Here is a 24,493-nt window from a genome sequence, read left to right as displayed (position 1 = left end):
GGAATCTGCTGTGAATCTGCCGGGACCACCCGGTAAGCCTAAATACTCTCTGGTGACCGATAGCGGACTAGTACCGTGAGGGAAAGGTGAAAAGTACCCCGGGAGGGGAGTGAAATAGTACCTGAAACCGAGCGCTTACAATCCGTCAGAGCTTCCGACACTTTGGTGTGGGGGTGATGGCGTGCCTTTTGAAGAATGAGCCTGCGAGTTAGTGCTCAGTGGCAAGGTTAACCCGTGTGGGGTAGCCGTAGCGAAAGCGAGTCTGAATAGGGCGTTTGAGTCGCTGGGTCTAGACCCGAAGCGGAGTGATCTACCCATGGCCAGGGTGAAGCAGAGGTAAGACTTTGTGGAGGCCCGAACCCACTTCAGTTGAAAATGGAGGGGATGAGTTGTGGGTAGGGGTGAAAGGCCAATCAAACTCCGTGATAGCTGGTTCTCCCCGAAATGCATTTAGGTGCAGCGTTGCGTGTTTCTTACTGGAGGTAGAGCTACTGGATGGCCGATGGGCCCTACTAGGTTACTGACGTCAGCCAAACTCCGAATGCCAGTAAGTGAGAGCGTGGCAGTGAGACTGCGGGGGATAAGCTTCGTAGTCGAGAGGGAAACAGCCCAGATCGCCGGCTAAGGCCCCTAAGCGTGTACTAAGTGGAAAAGGATGTGGGATCGCTGAGACAACCAGGAGGTTGGCTTAGAAGCAGCCACCCTTGAAAGAGTGCGTAATAGCTCACTGGTCAAGTGATTCTGCGCCGACAATTTAGCGGGGCTCAAGTACACCGCCGAAGCCGCGGCACTCACATATTACATCGGCTTGTTCCTGCGGGAGCTTGTCTAGTGGTGTGGGTGGGTAGGGGAGCGTCCTGCATCCATGGAAGCAGCGGAGTGATCTAGCTGTGGAGGGTGTGGGAGTGAGAATGCAGGCATGAGTAGCGAAAGACAAGTGAGAAACTTGTCCGCCGGATGACCAAGGGTTCCTGGGCCAGGTTAATCCGCCCAGGGTGAGTCGGGACCTAAGGCGAGGCCGACAGGCGTAGTCGATGGACAACGGGTTGATATTCCCGTACCCGTGTATCCGCGCCCAATGATGAATCATCTGTACTAACCATCCAAAAGTCTTCTTTGATTTCTTCGGATTTCTCTGGGGATGGCTGCATGGGACCTTGGGTGTAGTAGTCAAGCGATGGGGTGACGCAGGAAGGTAGCTGGGCCAACTGATGGAATAGTTGGTGTAAGCCTGTAGGGAAAGGCATAGGCAAATCCGTGTCTTATATATCCTGAGAGGTGATGCGTAGCCGTTGAGGCGAATTCAGTGATCCTATGCTGTCGAGAAAAGCCTCTAGTGAGTTGGTACACGGCCCGTACCCCAAACCGACACAGGTGGTCAGGTAGAGAATACTAAGGCGATCGAGTGAACTGTGGTTAAGGAACTCGGCAAATTACCCCCGTAACTTCGGGAGAAGGGGGACCACGATTGGTGAAGGACTTGACGTCTGGAGCTGGTGGTGGTCGCAGAGACCAGAGAGAAGCGACTGTTTACTAAAAACACAGGTCCGTGCGAAGTCGTAAGACGATGTATACGGACTGACGCCTGCCCGGTGCTGGAAGGTTAAGAGGACCGGTTAATCAACTTTGTTGGTGAAGCTGAGAATTTAAGCCCCAGTAAACGGCGGTGGTAACTATAACCATCCTAAGGTAGCGAAATTCCTTGTCGGGTAAGTTCCGACCTGCACGAATGGCGTAACGACTTCTCTGCTGTCTCAACCACAGGCTCGGCGAAATTGCAGTACGAGTAAAGATGCTCGTTACGCGCGGCAGGACGAAAAGACCCCGGGACCTTCACTATAGCTTGGTATTGGTGTTCGGTGCGGTTTGTGTAGGATAGGTGGGAGACTGTGAAGCTGGCACGCTAGTGTTGGTGGAGTCGTTGTTGAAATACCACTCTGATCGTATTGGGCTTCTAACCTCGGACCATGATCTGGTTCAGGGACAGTGCCTGGTGGGTAGTTTAACTGGGGCGGTTGCCTCCTAAAATGTAACGGAGGCGCCCAAAGGTTCCCTCAGCCTGGATGGCAATCAGGTGTTGAGTGTAAGTGCACAAGGGAGCTTGACTGTGAGACGTACATGTCGAGCAGGGACGAAAGTCGGGACTAGTGATCCGGCACCGGCAAGTGGAAGCGGTGTCGCTCAACGGATAAAAGGTACCCCGGGGATAACAGGCTGATCTTCCCCAAGAGTCCATATCGACGGGATGGTTTGGCACCTCGATGTCGGCTCGTCGCATCCTGGGGCTGGAGTAGGTCCCAAGGGTTGGGCTGTTCGCCCATTAAAGCGGCACGCGAGCTGGGTTTAGAACGTCGTGAGACAGTTCGGTCTCTATCCGCCGCGCGCGTCTAGAAACTTGAGGAAACCTGTCCCTAGTACGAGAGGACCGGGACGGACGAACCTCTGGTGTGCCAGTTGTTCCGCCAGGAGCACTGCTGGTTAGCTACGTTCGGAAGGGATAACCGCTGAAAGCATCTAAGCGGGAAGCCTGTTCCAAGATGAGGTTTCTCACCCACCTTCGGGTGGGGTAAGGCCCCCTACAGACTATGGGGTTGATAGGCCAGAACTGTAAGCACAGCAATGTGTTCAGGTGACTGGTACTAATCGGCCGAGGACTTACCAACAACACTCACCATTTTAAATGTGTGTGAGTCGAAAGTTGAAGACACACGTGATACGCGTATCCACTATGCACCTCTGAAACAACACACCAACCCGTGTGTTGACCGCGTGAGCGGTCAAAGCTGGGGTTGGTCGGACAGTTTCATAGAGTTACGGCGGCTATAGCGGTGGGGAAACGCCCGGTCCCATTCCGAACCCGGAAGCTAAGCCCACCTGCGCCGATGGTACTGCACTGTAATGGGTGTGGGAGAGTAGGTCACCGCCGAACACAATTTAAGCCAAGCCCCCGAACCAGCAATGGTTCGGGGGCTTGACTCATTTGCAGCCAAAGTAGCCGTGCCTGCACTTCCCGCCGTATTCCGCGAATGACGGCTAGGCTGCCAAGATGACGGAACTCGACGAGGCGGACCTCGGTGGACAGGGGAGCGCGTCGACCCTCGAGTTGTTTTTCGACCTTGTCTTCGTCTTCACCATCACCCAGCTAACACATTCATTCAGCGTCGCTCCCAGTTGGAAGACCGCTGGAGAAGTTTCGTTGATCTTCATGATCGCCTGGTGGATGTATAGCGGTTACGTGTGGCTGACAAACGAGATCGCACCGTCGACCACAGGGCGGCGCTCGGCCCTCATGGTGGGGATGTTCGGGTTCTTTATCGTTGCGCTAGCGGTGCCAGATGCTGTGGAAGGCCGCGGACTTGTGTTCGGGTGGGCGTTCCTGGGGGTCACGTTAATCCACGGACTCCTCTTCCGGGTATCGGGAGGGCCATCGTCAGCTCAAGCCGTAATGCAGATCTTGCCGCTCAATCTCGGGGCTTCGCTTCTGGTGGTTGCCGGCGGATACGCAAGTTCGCCACTCAGCTATCTCCTGTGGGCGACGGCGGTACTCGTTCTCATCATCGGGCCGTCTCGACGTTCACGATCGGTCGACGGATTCGTTGTCCGACCCGGGCATTACAGTGAGCGACACGGCGGGGTTCTTATCATCGCCATCGGCGAGTCGATCGTGGCGATCGGTGCCAGTCTCGCAGGGATGGAGATGGACCTAGCCTTCTTCATCGACGTCGGGCTGGGTCTGGCAATCTGCTATGTGCTGTGGTGGTCATTCTTCGGCGTCGACGACGAGCAGGGCCGCCACGCGTTGGAATCGCTTCCTGTCGTGCAGCGAAACCGACCGGCACTGCTTGCCTATGGTTATGCCTTCGTGCCAATGCTGCTGGGTGTCCTGTTCACTGCTGCCGGCCTCGGCATGACGATCTCGCACTCCGGTAGCCACGCTTCCTGGCCCCAAGCCGTCGCACTGTCTGGTGGTGTTGCCCTCTACATGATGGGTCAAACGCTGTTCCGGATAGTTTTACGTCTACCCCGACCTTGGACCAGGCTCCTCGCCGCGGCGATAGCTGCCTTCACAATTCCGATCGGCGTCTATGGTGGCGTCTGGATGCAACTCGTCAGCATTCTGATCTTTGTCTATGCCATCATCATTGCCGACGACGTCATTGGCGTCAGGGCCGGCCAACACGGGCAATACCTGTAGCGGCGACTAAACGGGCGGGAGCGCCACGTACTTCGTATTCAAGTATTCGCCGATCCCCTCAGACCCGCCTTCGGAGCCGAGGCCTGATTGCTTGATGCCGCCGAACGGCGCAGCGGGATCGGACACCACACCACGATTAACTCCGACCATGCCAGCTTGAAGCCTGCTTGAGACTCGTTGAACTCGGGACAGATCGGTGGAATAGAAGTACGCCGCCAGCCCATACTCGGTGTCGTTCGCAAGTCGCAGTGCTTCCTCTTCGGTGTCGAAACTGACGATGGTGGCGATGGGGCCGAAGATTTCCTGCGTCAAGATGTCAGACCCCTGCGGAATGCGGTCGATGACGGTAGGAGCGTAGTAGAAACCATCGCCCGGCAGCGATGTACCGCCAGTATGGACTTGCGCGCCCTTGGCGACGGCGTCCTCGACCAGGGCGGCCATCCGCGTGCGCTGACGGTCGTTGATGATGGGGCCAAGTTGCGACGCCTCGTCCCAGCCCGGGCCAACCTTCATCGCGGCAATCCGGGCGGTGAGCTTACGGGTGAATTCTTCGCGCACCGACTCTTGGACCAAGAGCCGATTGGCGGCCGTGCAGGCCTCACCGCCATTGCGGAGTTTCGCGCTCATCGCGCCTTCAACTGCGGCATCGAGGTCGGCGTCCTCGAACACCAGGAAGGGCGCATTTCCCCCGAGTTCCATAGATGTTCGCAACACATGCTTCGCGGCCTGCGCGAGCAAAGCGCTGCCGACCTGTGTGGAACCGGTGAACGAGACCTTACGTAGGCGCGGGTCGTCCATCACTGCCGCGACGACCTCCGGTGCCCGCACCGTTGGGATAGCCGCGAGGACACCCGCCGGTAGGCCCGCCTCGGCCATGATTTTCATAAGCAGCATGGTGGTGAGGGGAGTGTCCTCGGACGGCTTGACGACCATCGTGCAGCCAGCAGCCAAGGCGGCACCAATCTTCCTGGTTCCCATCGCGAGGGGGAAGTTCCACGGAGTAATTGCCAAGCAGATTCCCACCGGCTGCTTGGTAACCACGATCTGTCCGTTACCTGCCGGGGCAGTGGTGACACGGCCGTTAATCCGGGCCGCCTCCTCGGAAAACCATCGGAAGAACTCGGCGCCGTACGAAACTTCCGCGAGGCTCTCCGGGATGGTTTTACCCATCTCGAGGGTCATGAGGAGAGCAAAGTCGTCGCGCCTCGCGGTGATCAGGTCGAAGGTGCGCCGAAGGATCTCGCCGCGCTCGCGTGGAGGGGTGTTGGCCCAAGTCTCGGCAGCCGCCTCGGCAGCGTCGAGAGCTGCGATTCCGTCGTCGACGGTGGCATTGCTAACGGTCGCTAGAACACTGCCGGTAGCGGGATTGATGACGTCGAACGTCGAGCCATCCGAAGCCGGGCGTTCGACGCCAGCCACCCACAATTGGGTCGGCACATCGGCCAGCAAAGTTGCAGCAGCGTCGGGTAGTTCAGTCTGAGATACGGTGCGCTCGCTCATGAGTCCCGAGGGTAGTCCCGTATCAAGGGTGCCGGGGCCCCGCGGACGGACTGGCCGAGGAAACTGTCGGAGGGCTCCACTAGACTCGCGGTGTGCGTCTCGTAATTGCTGATTGCAAAGTCGACTATGTTGGTCGCCTCACCTCACACCTGCCGATGGCCAAGCGCCTGCTGCTGGTGAAATCCGACGGGTCCGTCAGTATCCATGCCGACGACCGTGCCTACAAGCCGCTGAACTGGATGAGTCCACCGTGCTGGCTCGCCGAGGAACCAGCGCCAGAAGGCAAAGACGACGTCAAGGCCGTGTGGGTCGTGGAGAACAAGGCCGGTGAACAACTGCGCATCACGATCGCGGAGTTCCACCTCGATTCGAGCCACGAACTGGGGTTAGATCCCGGGCTTGTGAAAGACGGTGTTGAGGCACACCTGCAGGAACTGCTCGCCGAACACATTGAGACGCTCGGTGCGGGCTACACGTTGATTCGACGTGAATACATGACGGCCATCGGACCGGTCGATATCCTGTGCCGCGACGCCGATGGGCAGACTGTCGCCGTCGAAATTAAACGTCGCGGCGAAATCGATGGTGTGGAACAGCTGACCCGCTACCTGGAGCTCCTGAACCGTGACGCCACAATTGCCCCGGTCGCTGGGATCTTCGCCGCACAAGCAATCAAACCGCAGGCCAAAACCCTCGCCAACGACCGCGGAATTCGGTGCGTCACTCTCGATTACGAGAAGCTTCGCGGCACCGAGAACAACGAATTTAAGCTGTTTTAGCGGACCTGAATTGTTCCTGGCGGGCCCTGCGGGGCCTTGTTAGGCGGTCGCTTGATCGTCGTCTTCTTTTTTCGCCGCCGAGCCGAACAGGCCGCCCAAGAACTTGTCGTCCCCAAAGCTGTCGTCCCCGTACTCGTTGTCGATGGCGTCGAGGACGTCGGTCTGCTCTGATGCTTCACCCGAGGAAGAATCATCAGTCGTGGTAAATCGATCGCGACCAACCAAGTTGCGATTGAGAAGAGCAAGATCGTCGCTCTCGGTGAGAGACACCAGGTCGAGTTCCTCGTCCGACAGCGCTAGGGCATCGGGGAGATTGGTGATGTGTTCGCGCAGTGCTGCGAGATGATCCAAGATCTGGGTGTGCGCGTCTTTCGCCGACGATGCGAGTTCGCGGGATCGTCCCAATCGGGCCATCGCGATGCTGTGGGCCGACCCCCGCAGGCTGGCAGCATCGCGTTCGGCAGCGGCGATAATTTCGTTGGCGCGTTCACGGGCAGACTCTTGATCGCGTTGGGACTGCTGCTCGCGTTGCTTGGCTTCGGCGTCGATTTTCGCGGCGCGCTCTTCGGCGTCCGTGATGATGGCGTCGGCGTGATCCTGCGCCAATTCCTTGGTCCGAACGGACGCCGCGGCGGCCTCGGATCGAATGTCTTCGGCTTCTTGCCGAGCTACCGAGAGGCGCTCATCGGCCTCATCGCGGGCGTTCGCCCGAACTTCGCTGGCTTCGTCGGTCGCCAATTGCAACATGCGGGAGACGCGATCGGTCATCCCGGCGACCGTCGTCGGCGGAACAGACAAGACGTTCACTTCGTCTTGCAGATCACGGATCCGGTGCCGTGCGTCGTCGAGCCGACCCTGCAAATCCTCGGCACTGGCGTGTGCAGAATCACGGTCGGAGGCCATCATGCGCAATTCGGCATCGAGCCGCCGCAAGTGATCGGTGACCTGATCGCGGTCGTAACCGCGCATGACGATGGGGAAGGGGCTTTGGCGATGTCCAGGGGCTGACATGCGAGCCAGTCTAGGGCGAGTGAGCCGGATTACTCAGGACCTGGCGCGGGGTGTTGGCTGCAGATTGATAACGAACCGATCAGGATGCGGGCGACCAATCCGTGGAAACCGCCCGCATCCTGCGATGAAATCAGTGACCAGCGGCAGGCTCAACCAGTTCCAGGAGGACGCCGCCAGCATCCTTCGGGTGCACAAAGTTGATCCGCGAATCGGCCGTGCCACGCTTGGCCGCCGGGTACAGCAGGCGCACACCCGCCGAGGTCAGACGCTTGGCGACCTCGTCGAGGTCGGTCACGCGCACCGCCAGTTGCTGCAGGCCGGGGCCGCTGCGATCGATGAACTTGGCGATCGTCGACGCCTCATTGAGTGGCGCCAGCAGTTGGATCATCGTTTCGCCGCCAGCGGGGCCAATCATGGCCTCCCGCACGCCTTGCTCCTCGTTGATCTCCTCGTGCTGATTAACGAAACCAAGGTTGTCGAGCCACCAGGCGGCTGCCACGTCAAGGTCGGGAACAGCGATGCCGACATGGTCGACGGTGGTCACAAGGTCACCGATCGCTGCCATCGGTCCGCTCGCGGTGGGGTTTGTCACGTCATTTGATGCGGAGTTGCTCATGCCATAACGGTAGCGTTATTAGCAGGCGGGGCGCTCATTACGGCTGCCCCGAGTAAGACAGCAGCGTCTGCGTCGTAGTTCGATTGGATGGACGCTGCCAACGCCAAGGAGCTGATTCATGTCCGACAACACCACTGTGATCGTATCCGGCGCGCGCACCGCGCAGGGACGACTGATGGGGTCTCTGAAAGACTTCTCCGCCGTTGATCTCGGCGCGATCGCCATCAAGGGGGCCCTCGAACGGGGCGGTGTTGACCCGGCCGTCGTCGATTACGTCATCATGGGCCAGGTTCTGACCGCCGGCGCCGGACAAATGCCTGCGCGTCAGGCTGCCGTCAAGGCTGGCGTCCCGTGGGACGTGCCTGCGCTGTCAATCAACAAGATGTGCCTTTCGGGCATCGACTCGATCGCCCTCGCCGACCAGTTGATCCGCGCAGGCGAGTTCGACGTCGTCGTTGCTGGCGGTATGGAATCCATGACGCAGGCACCGCACGTGCTGCCCGGAAGCCGTGGCGGTTTCAAGTACGGCAACACTGAACTCGTCGACCACATGGCGTTCGACGGGCTGCACGATGCGTTCACCGATCAGCCGATGGGTGGCCTCACCGAGCAGGGCAACGACGACAACGGCTTCACCCGCGAGCAGCAGGATGAGTTCTCGGCCCGTAGCCACCGACTCGCCGCCGAGGCCATCGCCAACGGGACTTTCGACAATGAGATCGTTCCCGTGCCGGTTCCGCAGCGCAAGGGTGACCCGGTGAACTTCGTCGCCGATGAAGGTGTTCGCGCCGACACGACCGCAGAGTCGCTGTCCGGGCTGCGGGCAGCGTTCCGCAAGGGCGGCACCATCACCGCAGGCAACTCGTCGCAGATCTCTGACGGTGCCGCAGCCGTGGTCGTGATGAGCAAGGCCAAGGCTGAAGAGCTTGGGTTGACCTGGCTGGCCGAGATCGGCTCGCACGGTGTTGTCGCAGGCCCCGACTCCTCGCTGCAGTTGCAGCCCGCCAACGCCATCAAGAAGGCGTGTGAGCGTGAGGGAATTGCCCCGACCGACCTCGATCTGCTCGAAATCAACGAGGCGTTCGCTGTCGTCGGTCTGGCATCGACTCGTGATCTCGGTGTCGACCCGGAAAAGGTGAACGTTAACGGTGGTGGCATTGCGCTCGGCCACCCGATCGGCACTTCCGGCGCCCGCATCACGTTGCATCTCGCGCTCGAACTGGCCCGCCGCGGAGGCGGCGTCGGCGTTGCCGCACTGTGCGGTGCCGGTGGCCAGGGCGACGCACTCATCATCCGAGTCCCGAAGGCGTGAACTTCTCAATGAACAGCTTTTTTGATCTCTCCACCCCGGCCAAGCGATTCCGCTTCATTGCTGTCATCGAAGCGATCACCTGGGGCCTTTTGCTGATCGGCATGGGCATCAAGTACGGCGCAGGCATCGATTCGGCGACCATGGTCCCCGGCATGCTGCACGGTGTCGCGTTCATCGCTTACGTCATTCTCGCCCTGCTCGCTGCTCGCGCACTGAACTGGGACGTGAAGGTCTTGGGCCTGGCGCTGATTGCGTCGCTGCCACCGTTCTTCAGCATCATCTTCGAATGGTGGGCCAAAAAGAATGGGCATCTGGGCGAACTGTCCAGTACCGAGTTCAGCGTGCCGGAGGATCGTGACACACTGAATGTGTGAGTAGACCTTCGCGACTTCCCATGTCCGGAAGCGCCGCAATGGCGATGACCGGAGCAGTAGATTTGCAAGTGCTCAAGGAGCGGGCCGAAGCGCAGCGTGCAGCTGCGACGCGGCCCGCTCCTTCGTCGGTTCCGGGCCGAAGTGCCCCGGCCGTCATCGACGTTGTCGAGTCCAATTTCGAAAGCGACATCGTCGAACGGTCGATGAGCCAGCTCGTCGTCGTTGATCTTTGGGCGGCGTGGGCTGAGCCGTCGGCGCAGTTGTCGCCAGTGCTTGCTCGGTTGGCCACCGCTGCTGGAGGGCAGTGGACGCTGGCCCGAGTTGATGTGGACGCCAGCCCCGGCATCGCCCAGGCGTTTGGTGTGCAGTCAGTACCGATGGTGATCGCCATGGTTGCCGGGCAGCCGGTGACCGCGTTCAATGGCGCGCAACCGGAAGAGCAGATCCGCGCCTGGATTGACGACATCATCGCCAAGACCGCACACATGCTGCCCGACGGCGGTGGTGCGGGTGCGGCCGCCGAGCCTGACGACGATCCGCGGATGGTGGCTGCCGAAGGGTTGATGGACGCTGGCGATATGGATGGTGCGCTTAATGCCTACCGTGCGATCGTCGCTGAGGAGCCTGGCAATGTGGAGGCCGCGGCGGCGGTCCGAAACCTGGAGTTCGTCATGCGGGCGCAGGCACACGATCCGTCAATTGTGGGTAGCGCGGAAGCTGGCGACGTCGACGGTCAGTTGGCGGCTGCCGACGTACTGCTCCTGGGTCAGCGGCCAGAGGCAGCGTTCGACCGAATCATCGACCTCATCAAGGTCACCCGCGACGACGACCGCACCAAGGCGCGAGCACGTCTGTTAGAACTTTTCGAATTGTTCGACCCCGCCGAGCCCTTCGTCGTGGCAGCACGGCGCAAGCTCGCGACCGCCCTGTACTAGGGCACCCCGTACCGGTGAGCCCCGCGCTCTCGCATGATGCGTCGATTCCCGCACTATGTCAGACATAGTGCGGGAATCGACGCATCATGCGAGAACAGCGGCCGGGGGTGTTGCTGGGGTGAAGAACACGGCCGAGGCGGCGGGAAGGGTGAGGGCCGCACTGTAGGGGCGGCCATGGCTGGGGACTTCGTCGACGACGATGCGACCCAGGTTCCCGACGCCGTGGCCACCGTATTCGAGGGCCCCGGTATTGAGGATTTCACGCCACGGCCCGGCGACTGGAAAGCCCAGACGGTAGTCGTACAGGTCACGGTCGGAGAAGTTGAACACGCACGCCACCACCTGGCCGTCAGTGTTCGCATGCTCGTCAGCTCGGCGTAGAAATCCGATGACAGTGTTCCGGGTGTCGGTGGCGTCGAGCCACGCGAAACCGCGGGCGTCGGTGTCCATCGCGTGCAGCGCAGGCAACTCCGCGTGAAGGCGAGCGAGATCGCCGACCGCTAGCGCGAGTCCGCGGTCGGCAGCGTCCCAATCGAGGCAGCGATCGTCGGCCCATTCGCGGACCTGGCCGAACTCCTGACCCATGAACAACAGCTTCTTCCCCGGATGTGCCCACTGGAAGGCCAAGGTGAGCCTGACGTGCGCGGCACGGTCGACGCCGGTCGGCATGCGAGAGATCAAGGTGCCCTTGCCGTGCACCACCTCGTCGTGGCTGATCGGCAGAATGTAGCGCTCCGCGCTGGCATGAGTTAGACCGAACGCGACGTGCTCTTGGAGTTGTGACCGCTGGTCGGGGGCGAGCGCGACAAACGACAGCAGGTCGTGCATCCAGCCCAGATTCCACTTGAAATCGAATCCGAGCCCGCCACGGTTCGTCGGCGTCGTCACGCCCGGCCACGTGGTGGATTCCTCGGCGATCATGATGGCGCCGGGGCAGGCGTCTCGGACAGCGTCGTTGAGGTCTCGGAGAAAGTCGACGGCCTCGTCGTTCTCGTGGGTGCCCCGTGAATTAGGTCGCCACTGGCCGTCACCGCGCGAGTAGTCGAGGTACAGCATCGAGGCGACGGCGTCGACGCGCAGGCCATCGAGGTGGAACTCCCGACACCAGTAGACGGCGCTCGCGATCAGGAAGTCGCGCACCTCGGACCGCCCGAGGTTGAACGCATAAGTGCCCCAATCAGGCTGTTCACGGCGCAGCGGATCGGCGTGCTCGTAGAGTGGCGTGCCGTCGAATTCACCGAGCGCGAACGGATCCTTCGGGAAGTGGGCGGGTACCCAGTCAAGCAGGACACCGATGCCGCTGGCATGCAGATGGTCGACGAGGAAACGGAAGTCGTCCGCCGACCCCCAGCGGCCGCTGCACGCAAAGTAGGAACCCACTTGATATCCCCACGACCCGCCGTAGGGGTGTTCGGTGATTGGCATCAACTGCACATGCGTGAACCCGTGACTGTGCAGGTAGTCGGCAAGCGGAACAGCGATGTCGCGGTAGCCGAGGCTGCCGAACTGGTCGCCGATCCGCCACGACCCCAAGTGCATTTCATAGATCGACATGGGCTCGGCTTCGGGACGGCGCGTTGGACGTGCCACAGTCCACGCTGCGTCAGTCCAGGTGAACGCCGATTCGCCTGCGATAACCGACGCCGTCTCGGGAGGCAACTGGGCGGCGCGAGCGAGGGGGTCCGCCTTGTCCCGCACCAGGCCGTCGGCTCCGACAATCCGGAACTTATATGCCATTCCTTGACGTGCCTGCTCGATCACCGCGGTCCACACGCCGTCCGGCCCACGATCCATGGGGTAGTCGACGGCCACCCAGTCGTCGAAATCACCGAAGACGGTGACCGCACGAGCATTGGGTGCCCATACCGAGAAGACGGTCCCGGCCGGGCCAACGTGCGCACCGAGCCGTTCCCACAGTGGAGTCACGACTGCGCGGCCCCGGTGGTGAGTCGTGACAGGGCCGAACGCACGGCCTTCGGGTCTGTGGTCCGCCAGAAGGGCGGCAGACTCGCCAGCAGGTAGCCGCCGTAGCGGGCCGTGGCCAGTCGCGAATCGAGAACGGCGACGACGCCGCGGTCGCTGGTGGAGCGCAGCAGGCGTCCAGCGCCCTGCGCCAGCAGCAGTGCGGCATGGTTCGCCGACACCGTGAGGAAACCGTTTCCACCGTTTGCGTCGACCTCGCGCTGTCGTGCCGAAAGCAACGGGTCGTCGGGCCGGGGGAACGGAATTCGGTCGATCATCACTAAGCGCAACGATGGGCCGGGTACGTCCACGCCCTGCCACAGTGACAGGGTGCCGAACAGGCAGGTTGCCTCGTCGGCAGCAAATTTCTCCACCAGTGCTGACGTCGCATCGTCGCCCTGGCAGAGGATGGGGAACCCAACGCGCTCGCGGAGTTTCTCGGTCGCCTCTTTGGCAGCACGCATGGAGGAAAAGAGCCCGAGGGTACGACCGCCGGCGGCGTTCATCAGGTCGACCATTTCGTCAAGCGTGCTGTCGGCGATGCCGTCGCGGCCGGGCGGTCGAAGGTGCTTGCCGACGTACAGGATCGCAGATTTCGGGTAGTCGAAAGGGCTGCCAGCGTCCATACCGCGCCAACCGGCGGCTTCGACGTCTTTCTTATCCCCACCGTGTGCGGGTAGGCCCCAGGTGCGGGCGAGGGCGTCGAAGTTGCCACCGATCGTCAGGGTGGCTGAGGTCAGGATGACGGTGGAATCGGTGAAGAGGGAGGTCCGCAGCAGTCCGGCCACCGATAGGGGCGCGATCCGCAGGACTCGCCGGGTGGTGTTGCGGAGGCGATCCTCCGACAGCCACACCACGTCGTGACGCTTGGGGATGTCGCGTTGCTCAAACATGGTGAGGATGCGGACGACGGTGTCGTGCAGCGAGTCGGTCGCCGACAGTGCCATTTGGCGGGCGGCCGCTGCCTCGGGGTCGGCCGCCGCGGACGGTGCTGGTCCGACGGCGTTGCGCGCATTCCACAGGCGGTCGCGGAGCGATGCGAGGATCTCCGGTGCTCCGCTTGGCAGACGAATCCATTCACCTTCGGCGGAATCGTCGAGCAGCAGTTCCAACTGCTCGCCCGCGGTAACGAGGGCACTGGCGGTGTCGTCGTCGATCAGCTTGCCGAGCCTGCGCGATACCTGCGAGACGTTGGCGGCCGACACCTCCTCGGTGGTGACCGACGTGATCCGATCGACCAACTCGTGTGCTTCGTCAATCACGACGACTCTGTGCTCGGGCAGGATCGTCGCCGGGCTCATCGCGTCGATGGCGAGCATCGCGTGATTGGTGACGATGATGTCAGAATCGCCAGCTTTCTTACGGGCCAGCTCAGCAAAGCAGTCTTCACCGTAGGGACAGGTCGCGGCACCGATGCATTCACGGGACGAAACCGACACCTGGCGCCACGATTGGTCGCTGACACCGGGGGAAAGGTCGTCGCGGTCGCCAGTTTCGGTGTCCGACGACCATTCTCGCAGGCGAGTGACTTCGCGACCCATCCGTGACAGGTCGAAGGCATCGAACAATTCGGTGTTCGGATCGTCGTCGGCGACACCGGCATGCAGTTTGTTGAGGCACAGGTAGTTGGCGCGGCCTTTGAGGATCGCGAAGGTCGGTTCGGACTTCAGCGGTTTGGTCAACGCGGACGCGAGACGAGGGAGGTCCCGCTCGGTGAGCTGACGTTGCAGGGCAATGGTCGCGGTAGAGACGACTACTGTCTCGCCCGAGTCGACGGCGTGCCGCAATGAAGGCACCAGGTATGCCAACGATTTTCCGGTGCCCGTGCCAGCCTGGACCGCGAGGTGATGGTTGTTCGCGATGGCTTCGCCGACAGCTTCGGCCATCGCGAGTTGGCCCTCTCGCGGCGCACCGCCAAGCGCGGTGACGGCGTCGGAGAGGAGTTCAGGAACGTCAGGGAGGCTCACTCTGCGGGAGCATCCGTCGTCGACGCCCCACCGGGTACCGACCCGATCAGCTCCACACCGGCCGCGTGTAGTTGGGCGAGTGCGGTCTTGGTGGTCGGTTCGGCCACGGCGGCCGTGTACGACAAAAGCACACGGGTGGTGAAGCCTGCGGCGGCAGCGTCGACGGCAGTTGCACGGACACAGTGGTCAGTGGCGATCCCGACCACATCGACGTCGGTGGCACCCTGCTCGTTGAGCCAGTCCGCGAGAGATGTTCCCGCTTCGTTGACCCCTTCAAAGCCGGAGTAGGCAGCGGTGTATTCGCCCTTTGAGAAGATCGCCTGGACCGGGGCGGTGCTCAAATTCGGATGAAAGTCCGCGCCGACAGTTCCAACGCGGCAGTGCGGCGGCCAGGTATCGACGAAATCAGGATTGTCGGAGAAGTGTGCGCCGGGGTCGACGTGGTAGTCGCGAGTGGCGACCACCAGCGGATAGTCGCCGGGCAACGCATTAACTGCGGCCGCAACGGCGGCACCGCCAGCGACGGCAAGCGACCCGCCCTCGCAGAAATCGTTTTGAACGTCGACGACGATCAGCGCGCATTTGCGAGCAGCGGACTGCTGGTCGGTCATCGAGACTCCGGTTCGTTCAAGTAGCGGGTGGGGATCGCCGGGTCGCCGTGGCTGAGCCCGAGACCTTCCCACGGCAAGGTCACGAGACCGCGTGCGAGGTACCGGCGAGACTCCTCCAGTGTAGGCAATCCAGGTACGCGTTCGCCGTCACGGACCAGCGGGATCTGCATCTCAGTGACGTCGAGCCCGGCAGTGCCGGACACGGGCGCTTGGGAGTTGCTGGCGCGGACCAAGATTTCTTCGACGATGGTGCCGGTGGAGCGGGCCGCACGGACCGCTCGTTTTTCCCCGCCGTGGCTTTCTTTGCGGCTCGACCGCTTCGCGACGGGAACGCCGTCGACCTCGACCAGTTTGTAAACCATGCCCGCGGTGGGGGAACCGCTACCGGTGACGACGGAGGTACCGACGCCGTACAGGTCGACGGGCTCGGCGCGCAGCGAGGCGATCGCGTATTCGTCGAGATCGCCCGAGACGACGATCTGCGTTTTGTGTGCGCCAAGGTCGTCGAGTTGCTGGCGGACCTGCCGGGCGAGCACGCCGAGATCTCCGGAGTCGATGCGCACGGCACCGAGTTCGGTACCGGCTACTTCGATAGCGTTCTTGACTCCGGTGGTGATGTCGTAGGTATCGACGAGCAGGGTCGTTTCGGTGCCGAGTGCCTCTACCTGGGCGGCGAAGGCGGCACGCTCGTCGCTCCCGTCCGGCTGTGCAAACAGCAGGGTGAACGAGTGTGCCGCGGTGCCCGCGCTCGGGACGCCGTACGTCCGGGCCGCCTCCAGGTTGCTGGTGGCGTTGACGCCCGCGAGGTAAGCAGCGCGCGAGGCGGCGACCGCAGCCTGTTCGTGGGTGCGTCGGCTGCCCATCTCGATGATGGGGCGACCCGCGGCCGCATTGACCATGCGAGCGGCGGCGGAAGCGATCGCGCTGTCGTGGTTGAGGATCGACAAGACCACTGTCTCCAAGATCACCGCCTCGGCAAAGCCGCCGCGCACGGTCAAGATCGGTGATCCGGGGAAGTACAGTTCACCTTCGCGGTAGCCGTCGATCTCACCGCGAAAGCGGTAGTCGGCGAGCCATCCAATGGTGTCGGAGTCGACGATTCCATCCAGGGCGGCGAGTTCTGCGTCGCCGAACCGGAACTTCTCCACGGCGTCGAGAACTCGGCCAGTACCTGCGACGACGCCGTAGCGACGGCCGTCGGGTAGGCGCCTGGCGAAGGCCTCGAACACACAGGAGCGATTTGCGGTTCCGGCACGGAGTGCCGCCGACACCATGGTCAGTTCGTATTGGTCGGTCAGCAGCGCAGTAGTGGTCACTTCGCTACCCTATTACTCATGGCGCTCGAAGAGGCGACACCAGGTACAAGCACCGGTACCGCGGTGGCTGAGCCGGAGACGGTGCAAGACCGTCCATGGGTAACTTTGGTCTGGGATGACCCGGTAAATCTGATGAATTACGTGGCCTACGTCTTCCAGAAGATTTTCGGTTATTCGGAGGAGAAGTCGAAAGCCTTGATGATGCAGGTGCATACCGAAGGCAAGGCCGTCGTCTCCAGCGGCGACCGCACCGCCATGGAAGGTGACGTCCGCAAACTGCATGCGGCCGGACTGTGGGCGACAATGCAGCACGATTCCTGATGCGGACTTGGCGACGAACGGGTGCGGGCGATGACGTCCGCATCTGCTCAAACCTCGAAGTTTACGAATGCCAGTTGCTGGCATCGATGGTCGAATCGATTACCGACCTGCTCACCGAGCGAGCCGAAACGGCACCGCGCGACGAACTGTCGACGTTAACGGGGATCGTCACCGGTCACACCGATGCACCCGACGACGTGACGTTGGGCCGCCTACTGCCGGACTTTCACCGACCCGACCAGGAGTCCGAACTTACCGCCGGACCCATTGCCTCCGACCTCAACGGCGGCTTACGAAGTGTCAATGAGCCGAAGATTATCGATGCCAAACTCGAGGCGGCGCGCACCGTGCTTGAGACACTGCCCGCCGAGGGCGGCGATGTGGCCCTCACCGAAGCGCAAGCAGATCGCTGGCTCGCAGCGCTCACCGACATCCGACTGGCGTTGGGCGCGATGCTCGGCATCTCTGACCATCCGTCGAACATTCCGCCAGATCACCCGCACGCAGCACACCAAGACGTCTATGACTGGCTGTCGGTGGTGCAGGGACTGCTGGTGGACGCGTTGATGTCCGCAGAGTGGACTCAGCCGGAAGATCCAACACAGGAATGGGGCGCCTGGTAGCCATGACGGGATCGCACGCGGGCAATCGGATCACCGATGTCAACGGGATTGCCGTGGGGCACCATCATCGCCTGGACGATGACGTCACTCTCGCGACGTCCGCCGAACCCGGCAGCGGTTGGGCCACCGGCACCACGGTGGTGACCCTGCCGCGCGGCGCTACGACCGCCGTCGACGTGCGCGGCGGGGGCCCAGGAACCCGCGAAACTGACCTGTTAGATCCGGTGAATACGGTGCGCGGTGCCGACGCGATCGTCCTGACCGGCGGCAGCGCCTACGGTCTCGCCGCGGCCGACGGAGTGATGCTGGGACTGGAATCAGCGGGCATCGGATTGCCGATGGACCTGCAAGGCCACGTGGTGCCGATCGTCCCGGCAGCGGTCATCTTCGACCTTCCCGTCGGGCGGTGGGAAAACCGACCGACCGCGGACTTTGGTGCGCTGGCGTTGGCTGATGCCCGACGCGACTTCACGGTCGGGTCCGTGGGAGCGGGGGTGGGGGCCCGTGCCGGAGCGCTAAAGGGCGGCGTCGGGACCGCGTCGATCACCATCGGTGACGGTCCGGCGCGCGGACTCACGGTCGGTGCCCTGGTCGTCGCCAACCCGGTCGGGGGTGTCGTCGACCCCACGACCGGATTGCCGTGGGGCGCCGACGACCTCGATGTGCACCGCCTCCATGCGCCGAAACAGTTGGAGATCAAGAAGCTTGCCGAGCTGACCGCCAAGGGCACCGTCCTCAACACGACCATTGGCGTCATCGCGACCGACGCGACGCTCTCTGTCGCCAGTACTGCACGCCTAGCCATGTCTGGACACGACGGACTGGCACGAGCGATTCGGCCTGCGCACTCACCACTCGACGGTGACACACTGTTTGCCGTGGCCACGGGGGAGAAGAGCGCCGATCCGGAGGCCGCGGTGGTCGTGCCGCCGGGCATGGACCCCGACACAGCTATCGTCGCAGCACTGGCCGAGGTGTCGGCGACAGTGGTGCAACGCGCGATCGTGTCGGCGGTTGTCGCGGCAACGAGTGTTGCAGGCATCCCCGCTTACCGGGACATCTTGTTCTCTGCTTTCGGGGAGTAGAACTTTCCCGGACTGCCTTCAGAAAGGGCACCTATGACCAGCGGCTTCCCGCTGCCGACCAACCCCGGCGATCCCGTCCCGTCCGGAGGTCACTCGATCGACAACAAGCCGATGCCGCGATGGCAGCGGTCGGGCATCATCATGGCCGGGATTGCTGTCCTGCTCGTGGTGATCGAGTCTGTCGATGCGGTGATGAACTACGACCTCAACCAGGACGGCATCGTTCCGCGGCAGGTGTCCGGACTCGACGGCATTCTCTGGGCGCCGTTCTTGCATACCGACTTTGCGCACCTGTTCGGCAACTTGCTTCCCGGCGTGATTCTCGGTTTCCTGCTGCTGATGGCGCGTCGTTTTGTGGTGGTGACGGTCATCGTGTGGGTGATCAGTGGTTTCGGTGTCTGGTTGACGGCACCATCGGGGTCGGTCACGATCGGCGCATCCGGGATCATCTTCGGCTGGCTCGCCTACCTGCTGGTGCGGGGGTTGTTCAACCGCAATGTCTGGCAGGTGCTGGGAGGCGTCGTCTTGTTCGCCGTTTACGGCGGAATCTTGTGGGGCATACTGCCCCAAGGTGGGGGCGTTTCGTGGCAGGGCCACCTGTTTGGCGCGGCCGGTGGCGTGCTGGCAGCTTGGCTGATGAGACCCAAGAAGCCGCAGCCAAACGCGGCATAGTCCCAGCTTACGGGCCGTTCCGGGCAGATTTGCCCGTGATATAGTCGCCAGGTGGATTCTGCTCACGCATTCTCCCCGACTGAATACAATTCATTGATTCTGTCCGGGTACGAGATTCAAAATCGAGTGCTCCTGGTGAGTTACACCCTCGCGAGTATCAACCCGGGGTCGGACATCTCGTTTACCGAGACTTTCGATTTCAGTGAGATCGGCGACGGTTCCGACCCCGATCGGGTCATCGACGATCGACTCGCCCAACTCCTGGCGATCACCGCGTGCGTCAGCTACTACAAGTTGGCGGCCCCGCCTCGGATCGTGGTGGACTTCCCCGTGGCGCCCTTCGAGGTTGAGTACCTTCGCCAGGTAATTGAGGGGGGATTGGGCGAGTTTGCGTACGTCAACGACCTTCCCGCCGCGTTGACCCCGGTCATCGAGGTCCGATCGGAGCGGGCACCTGCCGAACGGGTCATCGACTCGTGGAACGGGACGGCGCAACCGCTCGTGGCCGTTGGTGGCGGCAAAGACTCGGTCGTAACCATCGAGGCGCTGAAGTCCGGCGGTTGGACCCCGGTCCTGTTCAGCGTCAACCGGTATCAGCCGATTGATGACTGCATCGCGGTGAGTGGTCTGGGATCGATCCACGTCCGCCGTCGCATTGATGCCGCCATGACGGACTTGAACAAGGCTGGTGCGTACAACGGGCATATTCCAGTCACGGCCATCAATAGTTGCGTGGCGCTCGTCGCCGCCGATCTACTTGGGCTCGGATCGGTCATTATGTCGAATGAGCAGTCGGCCGACATTGAGAACCTTGTGTGGCACGGGTTCAACGTCAATCACCAGTGGTCCAAGAGCATCGTTTACGAAGATCTCCTCCGGGCGACGCTGGCCGGCTACGGCTTCGATAGCAACCGCTATTTCTCACTTCTCCGTGCCCTCCCGGAATCGGAAATTGCGAATCGGTTCAGTGAGTGCGTCGAATACTTCGACGTCTTTGTGAGCTGTAACCGTTCGTTTGCGCTGGATCCGTCTCGCCGTCGCTCACGATGGTGTGGCGAGTGTCCAAAGTGCCTCTTCGTCTTTGTCATTCTCGCGCCGCGAATTCCTAAAGAACGGCTCGTCGGAATCTTCGCCGCGAACCTGCTCGATACCTCGGCCAATCTCGACCTGTATCGAGAACTCGCCGGGCTTGAAAAGCACAAGCCATTCGAGTGCGTCGGTGACTACTCCGAGGTCGCCGAGGCATTTGTCGATCTCTTGGATTCGGCCGACTGGGCGTCGGATTCGGTAGTTGCAGCCCTGGCGACCGAACGGACGAGCCTGGAAACAATCGCCGCCCGCAGGACCTCGATCATCGGATCGGGAAATGTGCCGGACGAGTTCGCGGGAGTATTTAATGCCCTCTTACCGTGAGGTCCTGGAAGGACGTCATGTTGGAGTCTGGGGGTTCGGCCGTGAAGGGCGAGCAGTCGCGGCCGCAGCTGTGGCCGCCGGTGCGTCGGCAGTAACGGTCGTTGACGCGAAAGCCGGGCCCGACACGTCCCTGGATGAGACGGTCTGTCTGCTGGTTGGCGACGAGTACCTCGATCGGTTGACCACCTGCGACATCGTCTTTGTGAGCCCGGGAATCCCGTGGCTGCACCCGGTCCTGCGGTCACTGCGGTCGTCGCAAGTTGCGGTGACCTCGGCTACCGACCTCTTCCTGTCGTCGGAGTGGTCGCGGACGATAGGAATCACCGGCACAAAGGGGAAGAGCACCACAGCGACGTTCCTCGCCCACGTACTTACCCGGCTGGGATCGCAGGCCGACCTGGCCGGAAACATCGGTGTGCCACTGCTCGACGTGCCGGACTCGGACCGATTTGTGGTCGCCGAGGTCTCAAGTCAGCAGTGTGCAGTCATCAATCGATCGCCGCGCGTGGCGGTCGTGACCAACCTTGGTGAGGACCACCTTGATTGGCACGGTGACGTGCACGAATATCACCGTGCGAAGGCGCGGCTGTTCGATGCGGGCGCGGCGGTTTTGGTCTGCGAAAGTGCCGCACTCGACACCCTGCGGCGCATCGACGGACCGCCACTGGCATTCCCCGAAGTGATCGTGACCGAGGAAGCCGTTGTGGACCGGTGGCCCACGTCGGAGTCCATCAGCCCGTATTCGCCGTTCCAGCATCGGCACAACCGTCGAAACGGTCAATTAGCTGTGCTGGCCGCCGAGTCCGTACTTGGCCGGCGCCTATCGACGGACGAAATTCGCGATGCCATCGAAACCTTTGCTGCGCTTCCGCACCGGTTGGAGCGGGTGCGAGAAGCAGGTGGGCGGGTGTGGATCGACGACACGCTAGCCACGACTGCCGATAGCGTTGTCGCGGCGCTGTCGGCAATGCCGGACGACGCGGAGGTCGCCCTCATCGTCGGTGGGCTGGATCGCGGCATCTCCTACGAACTGCTCGACGAATACCTGCTGTCGGAGGCGCGGAAGGTCGAGCTCATCCAAATCCCGTCCAATGGGGCCAAGATTGGCGAGAAGTTCGCGGCGCAATTCCCGTCGCGAGTCCACCCGGTGTCGGACCTGGAGGCCGCGGTTCAGTTCGCGGCCCAGGCGGACGTCGACGTGGTCCTGCTTTCTCCCGGCGCGCCGAGCTACGACGCGTATGCCAACTACGAACAGAAGTCTGCGGAGTACGTTGCCGCCATCGACTCCCTCCGCTGAACCCGCGGCCGGCACCGTCGGATAGTCGGAATAGATTGCGACAGTAGCGAAGTCGTCATCTTTGTGTCGTCTCATCGTCGTGTGCCGAGACTGGGGACGGCTATGCCGGTGCCGACAACGGGAGGTTTAATGACGAGGAGCGATTGCGACATGGCAGAGTGTGTGCCATGCGGTTGACGGTACTCGGTTGTTCGGGAAGCGTGAATGGTCCCGGTGCGGCTTGCTCGGGGTATCTCGTTCAAGCAGATGGCTACCCTCCGGTCCTGCTCGACTGCGGGCACGGCGTATTCGGAGAGCTTCTCACGCACGCCAACCCCAACGAGGTCGCCGTGCTGCTTAGCCATTTGCATGCCGATCACTGCCTCGACATTCCGGCAATGCTGGTGTGGCGCCGGTGGTCGCCAGTCCCCGCGACCGAACGGTCGCTGCTGTATGGCCCCACCGGTACGGCTCTGCGCTTGGGTGCCGCCTCGTCGGAATATGCTGGCGAAATTGACGATCTGTCGGACACGTACGACATTCGCGAGTGGACCGACCGGGAGGTCGTCGAAGTTCACGGACTGATCGTCGAGCCTTTCAAGCTGATGCATCCACCGTGCACGTTCGGTTTCCGGATCACCGGCCCCGACGGGGAAGTCCTTGTCTATAGCGGTGACACCGGGATTTGCGATGCGGCGGTCGAATTGGCTCGCGACGCCGACCTCTTCCTGTGCGAGGCATCGTGGACGCATGCACCCGGAGTTCGGCCTGAGGGACTGCACCTGTCCGGTCTGGAGGCCGGTCAAATCGCTACGCGGGCGAAAGTCCGATCCCTGGCGTTGACACACATCGTCCCCTGGACCGACGCCGACGCCATTTTGGACGAAGCTTCCGCCGCCTACGCGGGCCCCCTGCAGTTGGTCCACCAGGGCCAGGTCATCGAGGTCCGCAAGCCGATCTAGGCACCGAACGCGGGTGAACGACGAGTTCGGGCTGTCCCTCACCAGTCGAAAGGCTGGGCTTCGGATAAGGTCGAGGCGTGACTTTACGAGCAGACGGCAGGACCGACGACCAGCTTCGACCGATCAAGTTCACTCGCGGCTTCACCTCTCATCCGGCAGGTTCGGTGCTGGTTGAGTTCGGTAACACCCGGGTGATGTGTACGGCCAGCGTCACCGAAGGCGTGCCGTCGTGGCGTCGCGGTTCGGGCCTCGGCTGGCTCACCGCCGAGTACTCGATGCTTCCGGCCGCCACGCACGAGCGCTCCAAGCGTGAATCGGTGCGCGGCAAGATTGGTGGCCGCACCCATGAGATCAGCCGCCTCATCGGCCGCTCACTCCGCGCCTGCATCGACCTCGCCGCCCTCGGCGAGAACACCATCGCCATCGACTGTGATGTGCTGCAGGCCGACGGCGGAACCCGCACCGCAGCCATCACCGGTGCGTACGTGGCCCTTGCTGACGCCGTCACCTACCTCGGTGCGGCAGGCAAGCTCGCCGACCCGCAGCCACTCTCGACCGTCATTGCCGCGGTCAGCGTGGGTGTCGTCGACGGTCGTGTGCGCCTCGACCTTCCGTATGAAGAAGATTCGCGCGCCGAGGTCGACATGAACGTTGTCGCCACCGATGCCGGAACCCTCGTCGAGGTTCAAGGCACCGGCGAAGGCGCCACGTACTCGCGTGCCACCCTCGACAAGATGCTCGACGTTGCCGCTGCCGGTATTGAGCAGATCGTCTCCGCGCAGAACGAAGTGTTGGCGCAGCCGTACCCGGGAACCCTTCCGGGTAGCGAGAAGTGACCGCGCAGATCCTCCTCGCTTCCGGCAACGCCAAGAAGCTTGCGGAATTGCGGCGCGTCGTCGAGGCAGCGGGGATTACCGGTCTCGAGGTCTTGGGTCTCGGCGACGTCGCACCGTACCCGGAGCCGGTTGAAGATGGCGCAACGTTTGAAGAGAATGCGCTGATCAAAGCCCGGAAAGCCGTCGAGATGACGGGGCTGCCGTCGCTGGCCGACGACTCGGGTCTGGCTGTTGATGCGCTTAACGGGATGCCCGGGGTGTTGTCGGCGCGGTGGAGTGGCGGCAAGGGCGACGCTGCTAACAACGAATTGCTGTTGGCTCAGCTCGGAGACGTGCCCGATGGTCGTCGTGGGGCGGCCTTCGTCTCCATCTGCGCTCTTGCGCTCCCGCGTGGCGAAGAGACGGTGGTGCGAGGGGAGTGGCGCGGAACCATCCTCCGCGATCCTCGCGGCGTCAACGGGTTCGGCTACGACCCCCTGTTTATCCCGGACGACGAAATGGCCGCCGGACGCTCTTCGGCGGAACTGCCCGCCGAGCAGAAAGACGCGTTGAGCCACCGCGGCAAGGCCCTCGCGCAGTTGGTTCCCGCATTGCGCAAGCTCGCCGACCGCGGCTAGCCACCCCGTCCCTGCTCGTTCTCGCATGATGCGTCGATTCCCGCACTACGTCAGACGTAGTGCGGGAATCGACGCATCATGCGAGAACGAGCAGAGGGGCGCGTGCGTCC

21 protein-coding genes and 2 rRNA genes (1 of these 23 cut by a window edge) are annotated in these 24,493 nt (G+C 62.3%); 16 read left to right on the top strand and 7 right to left on the bottom strand.

Features of this window, described 5'->3' with window-relative positions; genetic code table 11:
- From AC1L34_RS08035 to AC1L34_RS08025, 3 genes are all read left to right on the top strand, one after another.
- Window positions 1-2,663 (top strand): 23S ribosomal RNA (locus AC1L34_RS08035); it begins 475 nt to the left of the window's first position.
- A 149-nt stretch (window positions 2,664-2,812) separates the two neighbouring features.
- Window positions 2,813-2,929 (top strand): 5S ribosomal RNA (rrf, locus tag AC1L34_RS08030).
- 117 nt (window positions 2,930-3,046) lie between these two features.
- A complete protein-coding gene (locus AC1L34_RS08025) occupies window positions 3,047-4,195 on the top strand; it encodes a low temperature requirement protein A (protein ID WP_424293347.1) in 1,149 nt (382 codons plus the stop codon).
- Between the two features lie 6 nt (window positions 4,196-4,201).
- Here AC1L34_RS08025 and AC1L34_RS08020 read toward each other — a convergent pair whose 3' ends face one another.
- Window positions 4,202-5,695, bottom strand: coding sequence for an NAD-dependent succinate-semialdehyde dehydrogenase (locus AC1L34_RS08020; protein ID WP_424323021.1), 1,494 nt, complete (start codon window positions 5,693-5,695; stop codon window positions 4,202-4,204).
- 92 nt (window positions 5,696-5,787) lie between these two features.
- Here AC1L34_RS08020 and nucS point away from each other — a divergent pair, with 92 nt between their 5' ends.
- Window positions 5,788-6,474, top strand: a complete 687-nt coding sequence (gene nucS / locus AC1L34_RS08015; RefSeq protein WP_424294949.1) for an endonuclease NucS — start codon at window positions 5,788-5,790, stop codon at window positions 6,472-6,474.
- Between the two features lie 39 nt (window positions 6,475-6,513).
- On the opposite strand, the gene AC1L34_RS08010 is transcribed toward nucS, so the two are convergent.
- Both AC1L34_RS08010 and mce read right to left on the bottom strand, forming a co-directional pair.
- Complete coding sequence (locus AC1L34_RS08010) at window positions 6,514-7,485, bottom strand: DivIVA domain-containing protein (RefSeq protein WP_424294948.1); 972 nt, start codon at window positions 7,483-7,485, stop codon at window positions 6,514-6,516.
- A gap of 130 nt (window positions 7,486-7,615) precedes the next feature.
- The gene (gene mce / locus AC1L34_RS08005) at window positions 7,616-8,101 is read right to left on the bottom strand and encodes a methylmalonyl-CoA epimerase (protein WP_424323022.1); all 486 of its coding nucleotides are present in this window, start codon (window positions 8,099-8,101) and stop codon (window positions 7,616-7,618) included.
- Between the two features lie 118 nt (window positions 8,102-8,219).
- On the opposite strand from mce, the gene AC1L34_RS08000 reads away from it, so the two are divergent.
- The 3 genes from AC1L34_RS08000 to AC1L34_RS07990 are packed head-to-tail and all read left to right on the top strand — an operon-like array spanning window position 8,220 to window position 10,722.
- Window positions 8,220-9,413, top strand: a complete 1,194-nt coding sequence (locus tag AC1L34_RS08000) for an acetyl-CoA C-acetyltransferase (RefSeq protein ID WP_424294944.1) — start codon at window positions 8,220-8,222, stop codon at window positions 9,411-9,413.
- Window positions 9,414-9,421: 8 nt separating this feature from the next.
- A complete protein-coding gene (locus AC1L34_RS07995) occupies window positions 9,422-9,787 on the top strand; it encodes a DUF3817 domain-containing protein (protein WP_424294954.1) in 366 nt (121 codons plus the stop codon).
- Between the two features lie 44 nt (window positions 9,788-9,831).
- Window positions 9,832-10,722 carry a co-chaperone YbbN gene (locus AC1L34_RS07990; RefSeq protein ID WP_424294952.1) on the top strand — a complete coding sequence of 297 codons (891 nt, stop codon included), beginning with the start codon at window positions 9,832-9,834 and terminating at the stop codon, window positions 10,720-10,722.
- An 84-nt stretch (window positions 10,723-10,806) separates the two neighbouring features.
- Here AC1L34_RS07990 and glgB read toward each other — a convergent pair whose 3' ends face one another.
- Genes glgB through AC1L34_RS07970 form a run of 4 tightly spaced genes read right to left on the bottom strand, consistent with a single transcriptional unit; the run spans window position 10,807 to window position 16,578 of the window.
- The gene (glgB, locus tag AC1L34_RS07985) at window positions 10,807-12,648 is read right to left on the bottom strand and encodes a 1,4-alpha-glucan branching protein GlgB (RefSeq protein ID WP_424325518.1); all 1,842 of its coding nucleotides are present in this window, start codon (window positions 12,646-12,648) and stop codon (window positions 10,807-10,809) included.
- Window positions 12,645-14,651: an ATP-dependent DNA helicase gene (locus AC1L34_RS07980; RefSeq protein WP_424322309.1), complete on the bottom strand. Its 2,007-nt coding sequence runs from the start codon at window positions 14,649-14,651 to the stop codon at window positions 12,645-12,647. The genes glgB and AC1L34_RS07980 overlap by 4 nt, the downstream gene beginning before the upstream one ends.
- Window positions 14,648-15,262: an isochorismatase family protein gene (locus AC1L34_RS07975; protein ID WP_424296411.1), complete on the bottom strand. Its 615-nt coding sequence runs from the start codon at window positions 15,260-15,262 to the stop codon at window positions 14,648-14,650. The genes AC1L34_RS07980 and AC1L34_RS07975 overlap by 4 nt, the downstream gene beginning before the upstream one ends.
- Entirely contained in the window at window positions 15,259-16,578 is a 1,320-nt protein-coding gene (locus AC1L34_RS07970) for a nicotinate phosphoribosyltransferase (protein WP_424296409.1), read from the bottom strand. The genes AC1L34_RS07975 and AC1L34_RS07970 overlap by 4 nt, the downstream gene beginning before the upstream one ends.
- Before the next feature lie 18 nt (window positions 16,579-16,596).
- On the opposite strand from AC1L34_RS07970, the gene clpS reads away from it, so the two are divergent.
- The 9 genes from clpS (at window position 16,597) to rdgB (ending at window position 24,383) form a co-directional block, all read left to right on the top strand.
- Window positions 16,597-16,899: an ATP-dependent Clp protease adapter ClpS gene (gene clpS, locus AC1L34_RS07965; protein ID WP_424296407.1), complete on the top strand. Its 303-nt coding sequence runs from the start codon at window positions 16,597-16,599 to the stop codon at window positions 16,897-16,899.
- Window positions 16,899-17,522: an oxidative stress transcriptional regulator AosR gene (aosR, locus tag AC1L34_RS07960; RefSeq protein WP_424296418.1), complete on the top strand. Its 624-nt coding sequence runs from the start codon at window positions 16,899-16,901 to the stop codon at window positions 17,520-17,522. The genes clpS and aosR overlap by 1 nt, the downstream gene beginning before the upstream one ends.
- Before the next feature lie 2 nt (window positions 17,523-17,524).
- Complete coding sequence (locus AC1L34_RS07955; protein WP_424296405.1) at window positions 17,525-18,607, top strand: P1 family peptidase; 1,083 nt, start codon at window positions 17,525-17,527, stop codon at window positions 18,605-18,607.
- A 111-nt stretch (window positions 18,608-18,718) separates the two neighbouring features.
- Window positions 18,719-19,279, top strand: coding sequence for a rhomboid family intramembrane serine protease (locus AC1L34_RS07950; protein ID WP_424296416.1), 561 nt, complete (start codon window positions 18,719-18,721; stop codon window positions 19,277-19,279).
- Between the two features lie 135 nt (window positions 19,280-19,414).
- A complete protein-coding gene (locus AC1L34_RS07945) occupies window positions 19,415-20,692 on the top strand; it encodes a MurL-like N-terminal domain-containing (protein WP_424296403.1) in 1,278 nt (425 codons plus the stop codon).
- Entirely contained in the window at window positions 20,676-21,989 is a 1,314-nt protein-coding gene (gene murD, locus AC1L34_RS07940; protein ID WP_424296402.1) for a UDP-N-acetylmuramoyl-L-alanine--D-glutamate ligase, read from the top strand. Before AC1L34_RS07945 ends, murD begins: the two co-directional genes overlap by 17 nt.
- 167 nt (window positions 21,990-22,156) lie before the next feature.
- The gene (locus tag AC1L34_RS07935) at window positions 22,157-22,930 is read left to right on the top strand and encodes a cyclic nucleotide-degrading phosphodiesterase (protein WP_424322310.1); all 774 of its coding nucleotides are present in this window, start codon (window positions 22,157-22,159) and stop codon (window positions 22,928-22,930) included.
- Window positions 22,931-23,007: 77 nt separating this feature from the next.
- The gene (gene rph / locus AC1L34_RS07930) at window positions 23,008-23,766 is read left to right on the top strand and encodes a ribonuclease PH (protein WP_424296397.1); all 759 of its coding nucleotides are present in this window, start codon (window positions 23,008-23,010) and stop codon (window positions 23,764-23,766) included.
- Complete coding sequence (gene rdgB / locus AC1L34_RS07925) at window positions 23,763-24,383, top strand: RdgB/HAM1 family non-canonical purine NTP pyrophosphatase (RefSeq protein WP_424296394.1); 621 nt, start codon at window positions 23,763-23,765, stop codon at window positions 24,381-24,383. Before rph ends, rdgB begins: the two co-directional genes overlap by 4 nt.
- The last annotated feature ends 110 nt before the right edge of the window (window positions 24,384-24,493 follow it).

This window comes from Gordonia sp. 34D, from assembly GCF_056682775.1.
The sequence above is the reverse complement of the archived record's forward strand: the minus strand, read 5'-3'. Positions and strand labels throughout refer to the sequence as shown.

Coding starts and splice junctions, on each gene's coding strand:
- AC1L34_RS08025 (WP_424293347.1), top strand. CDS start 3,047: ATGACGGAACTCGACGAGGCGGACCTCGGTGGACAGGGGAGCGCGTCG.
- AC1L34_RS08020 (WP_424323021.1), bottom strand. CDS start 5,695: ATGAGCGAGCGCACCGTATCTCAGACTGAACTACCCGACGCTGCTGCA.
- AC1L34_RS08010 (WP_424294948.1), bottom strand. CDS start 7,485: ATGTCAGCCCCTGGACATCGCCAAAGCCCCTTCCCCATCGTCATGCGC.
- mce (WP_424323022.1), bottom strand. CDS start 8,101: ATGAGCAACTCCGCATCAAATGACGTGACAAACCCCACCGCGAGCGGA.
- AC1L34_RS08000 (WP_424294944.1), top strand. CDS start 8,220: ATGTCCGACAACACCACTGTGATCGTATCCGGCGCGCGCACCGCGCAG.
- AC1L34_RS07995 (WP_424294954.1), top strand. CDS start 9,422: ATGAACAGCTTTTTTGATCTCTCCACCCCGGCCAAGCGATTCCGCTTC.
- AC1L34_RS07990 (WP_424294952.1), top strand. CDS start 9,832: ATGACCGGAGCAGTAGATTTGCAAGTGCTCAAGGAGCGGGCCGAAGCG.
- AC1L34_RS07975 (WP_424296411.1), bottom strand. CDS start 15,262: ATGACCGACCAGCAGTCCGCTGCTCGCAAATGCGCGCTGATCGTCGTC.
- clpS (WP_424296407.1), top strand. CDS start 16,597: ATGGCGCTCGAAGAGGCGACACCAGGTACAAGCACCGGTACCGCGGTG.
- aosR (WP_424296418.1), top strand. CDS start 16,899: ATGCGGACTTGGCGACGAACGGGTGCGGGCGATGACGTCCGCATCTGC.
- AC1L34_RS07955 (WP_424296405.1), top strand. CDS start 17,525: ATGACGGGATCGCACGCGGGCAATCGGATCACCGATGTCAACGGGATT.
- AC1L34_RS07950 (WP_424296416.1), top strand. CDS start 18,719: ATGCCGCGATGGCAGCGGTCGGGCATCATCATGGCCGGGATTGCTGTC.
- murD (WP_424296402.1), top strand. CDS start 20,676: ATGCCCTCTTACCGTGAGGTCCTGGAAGGACGTCATGTTGGAGTCTGG.
- AC1L34_RS07935 (WP_424322310.1), top strand. CDS start 22,157: ATGCGGTTGACGGTACTCGGTTGTTCGGGAAGCGTGAATGGTCCCGGT.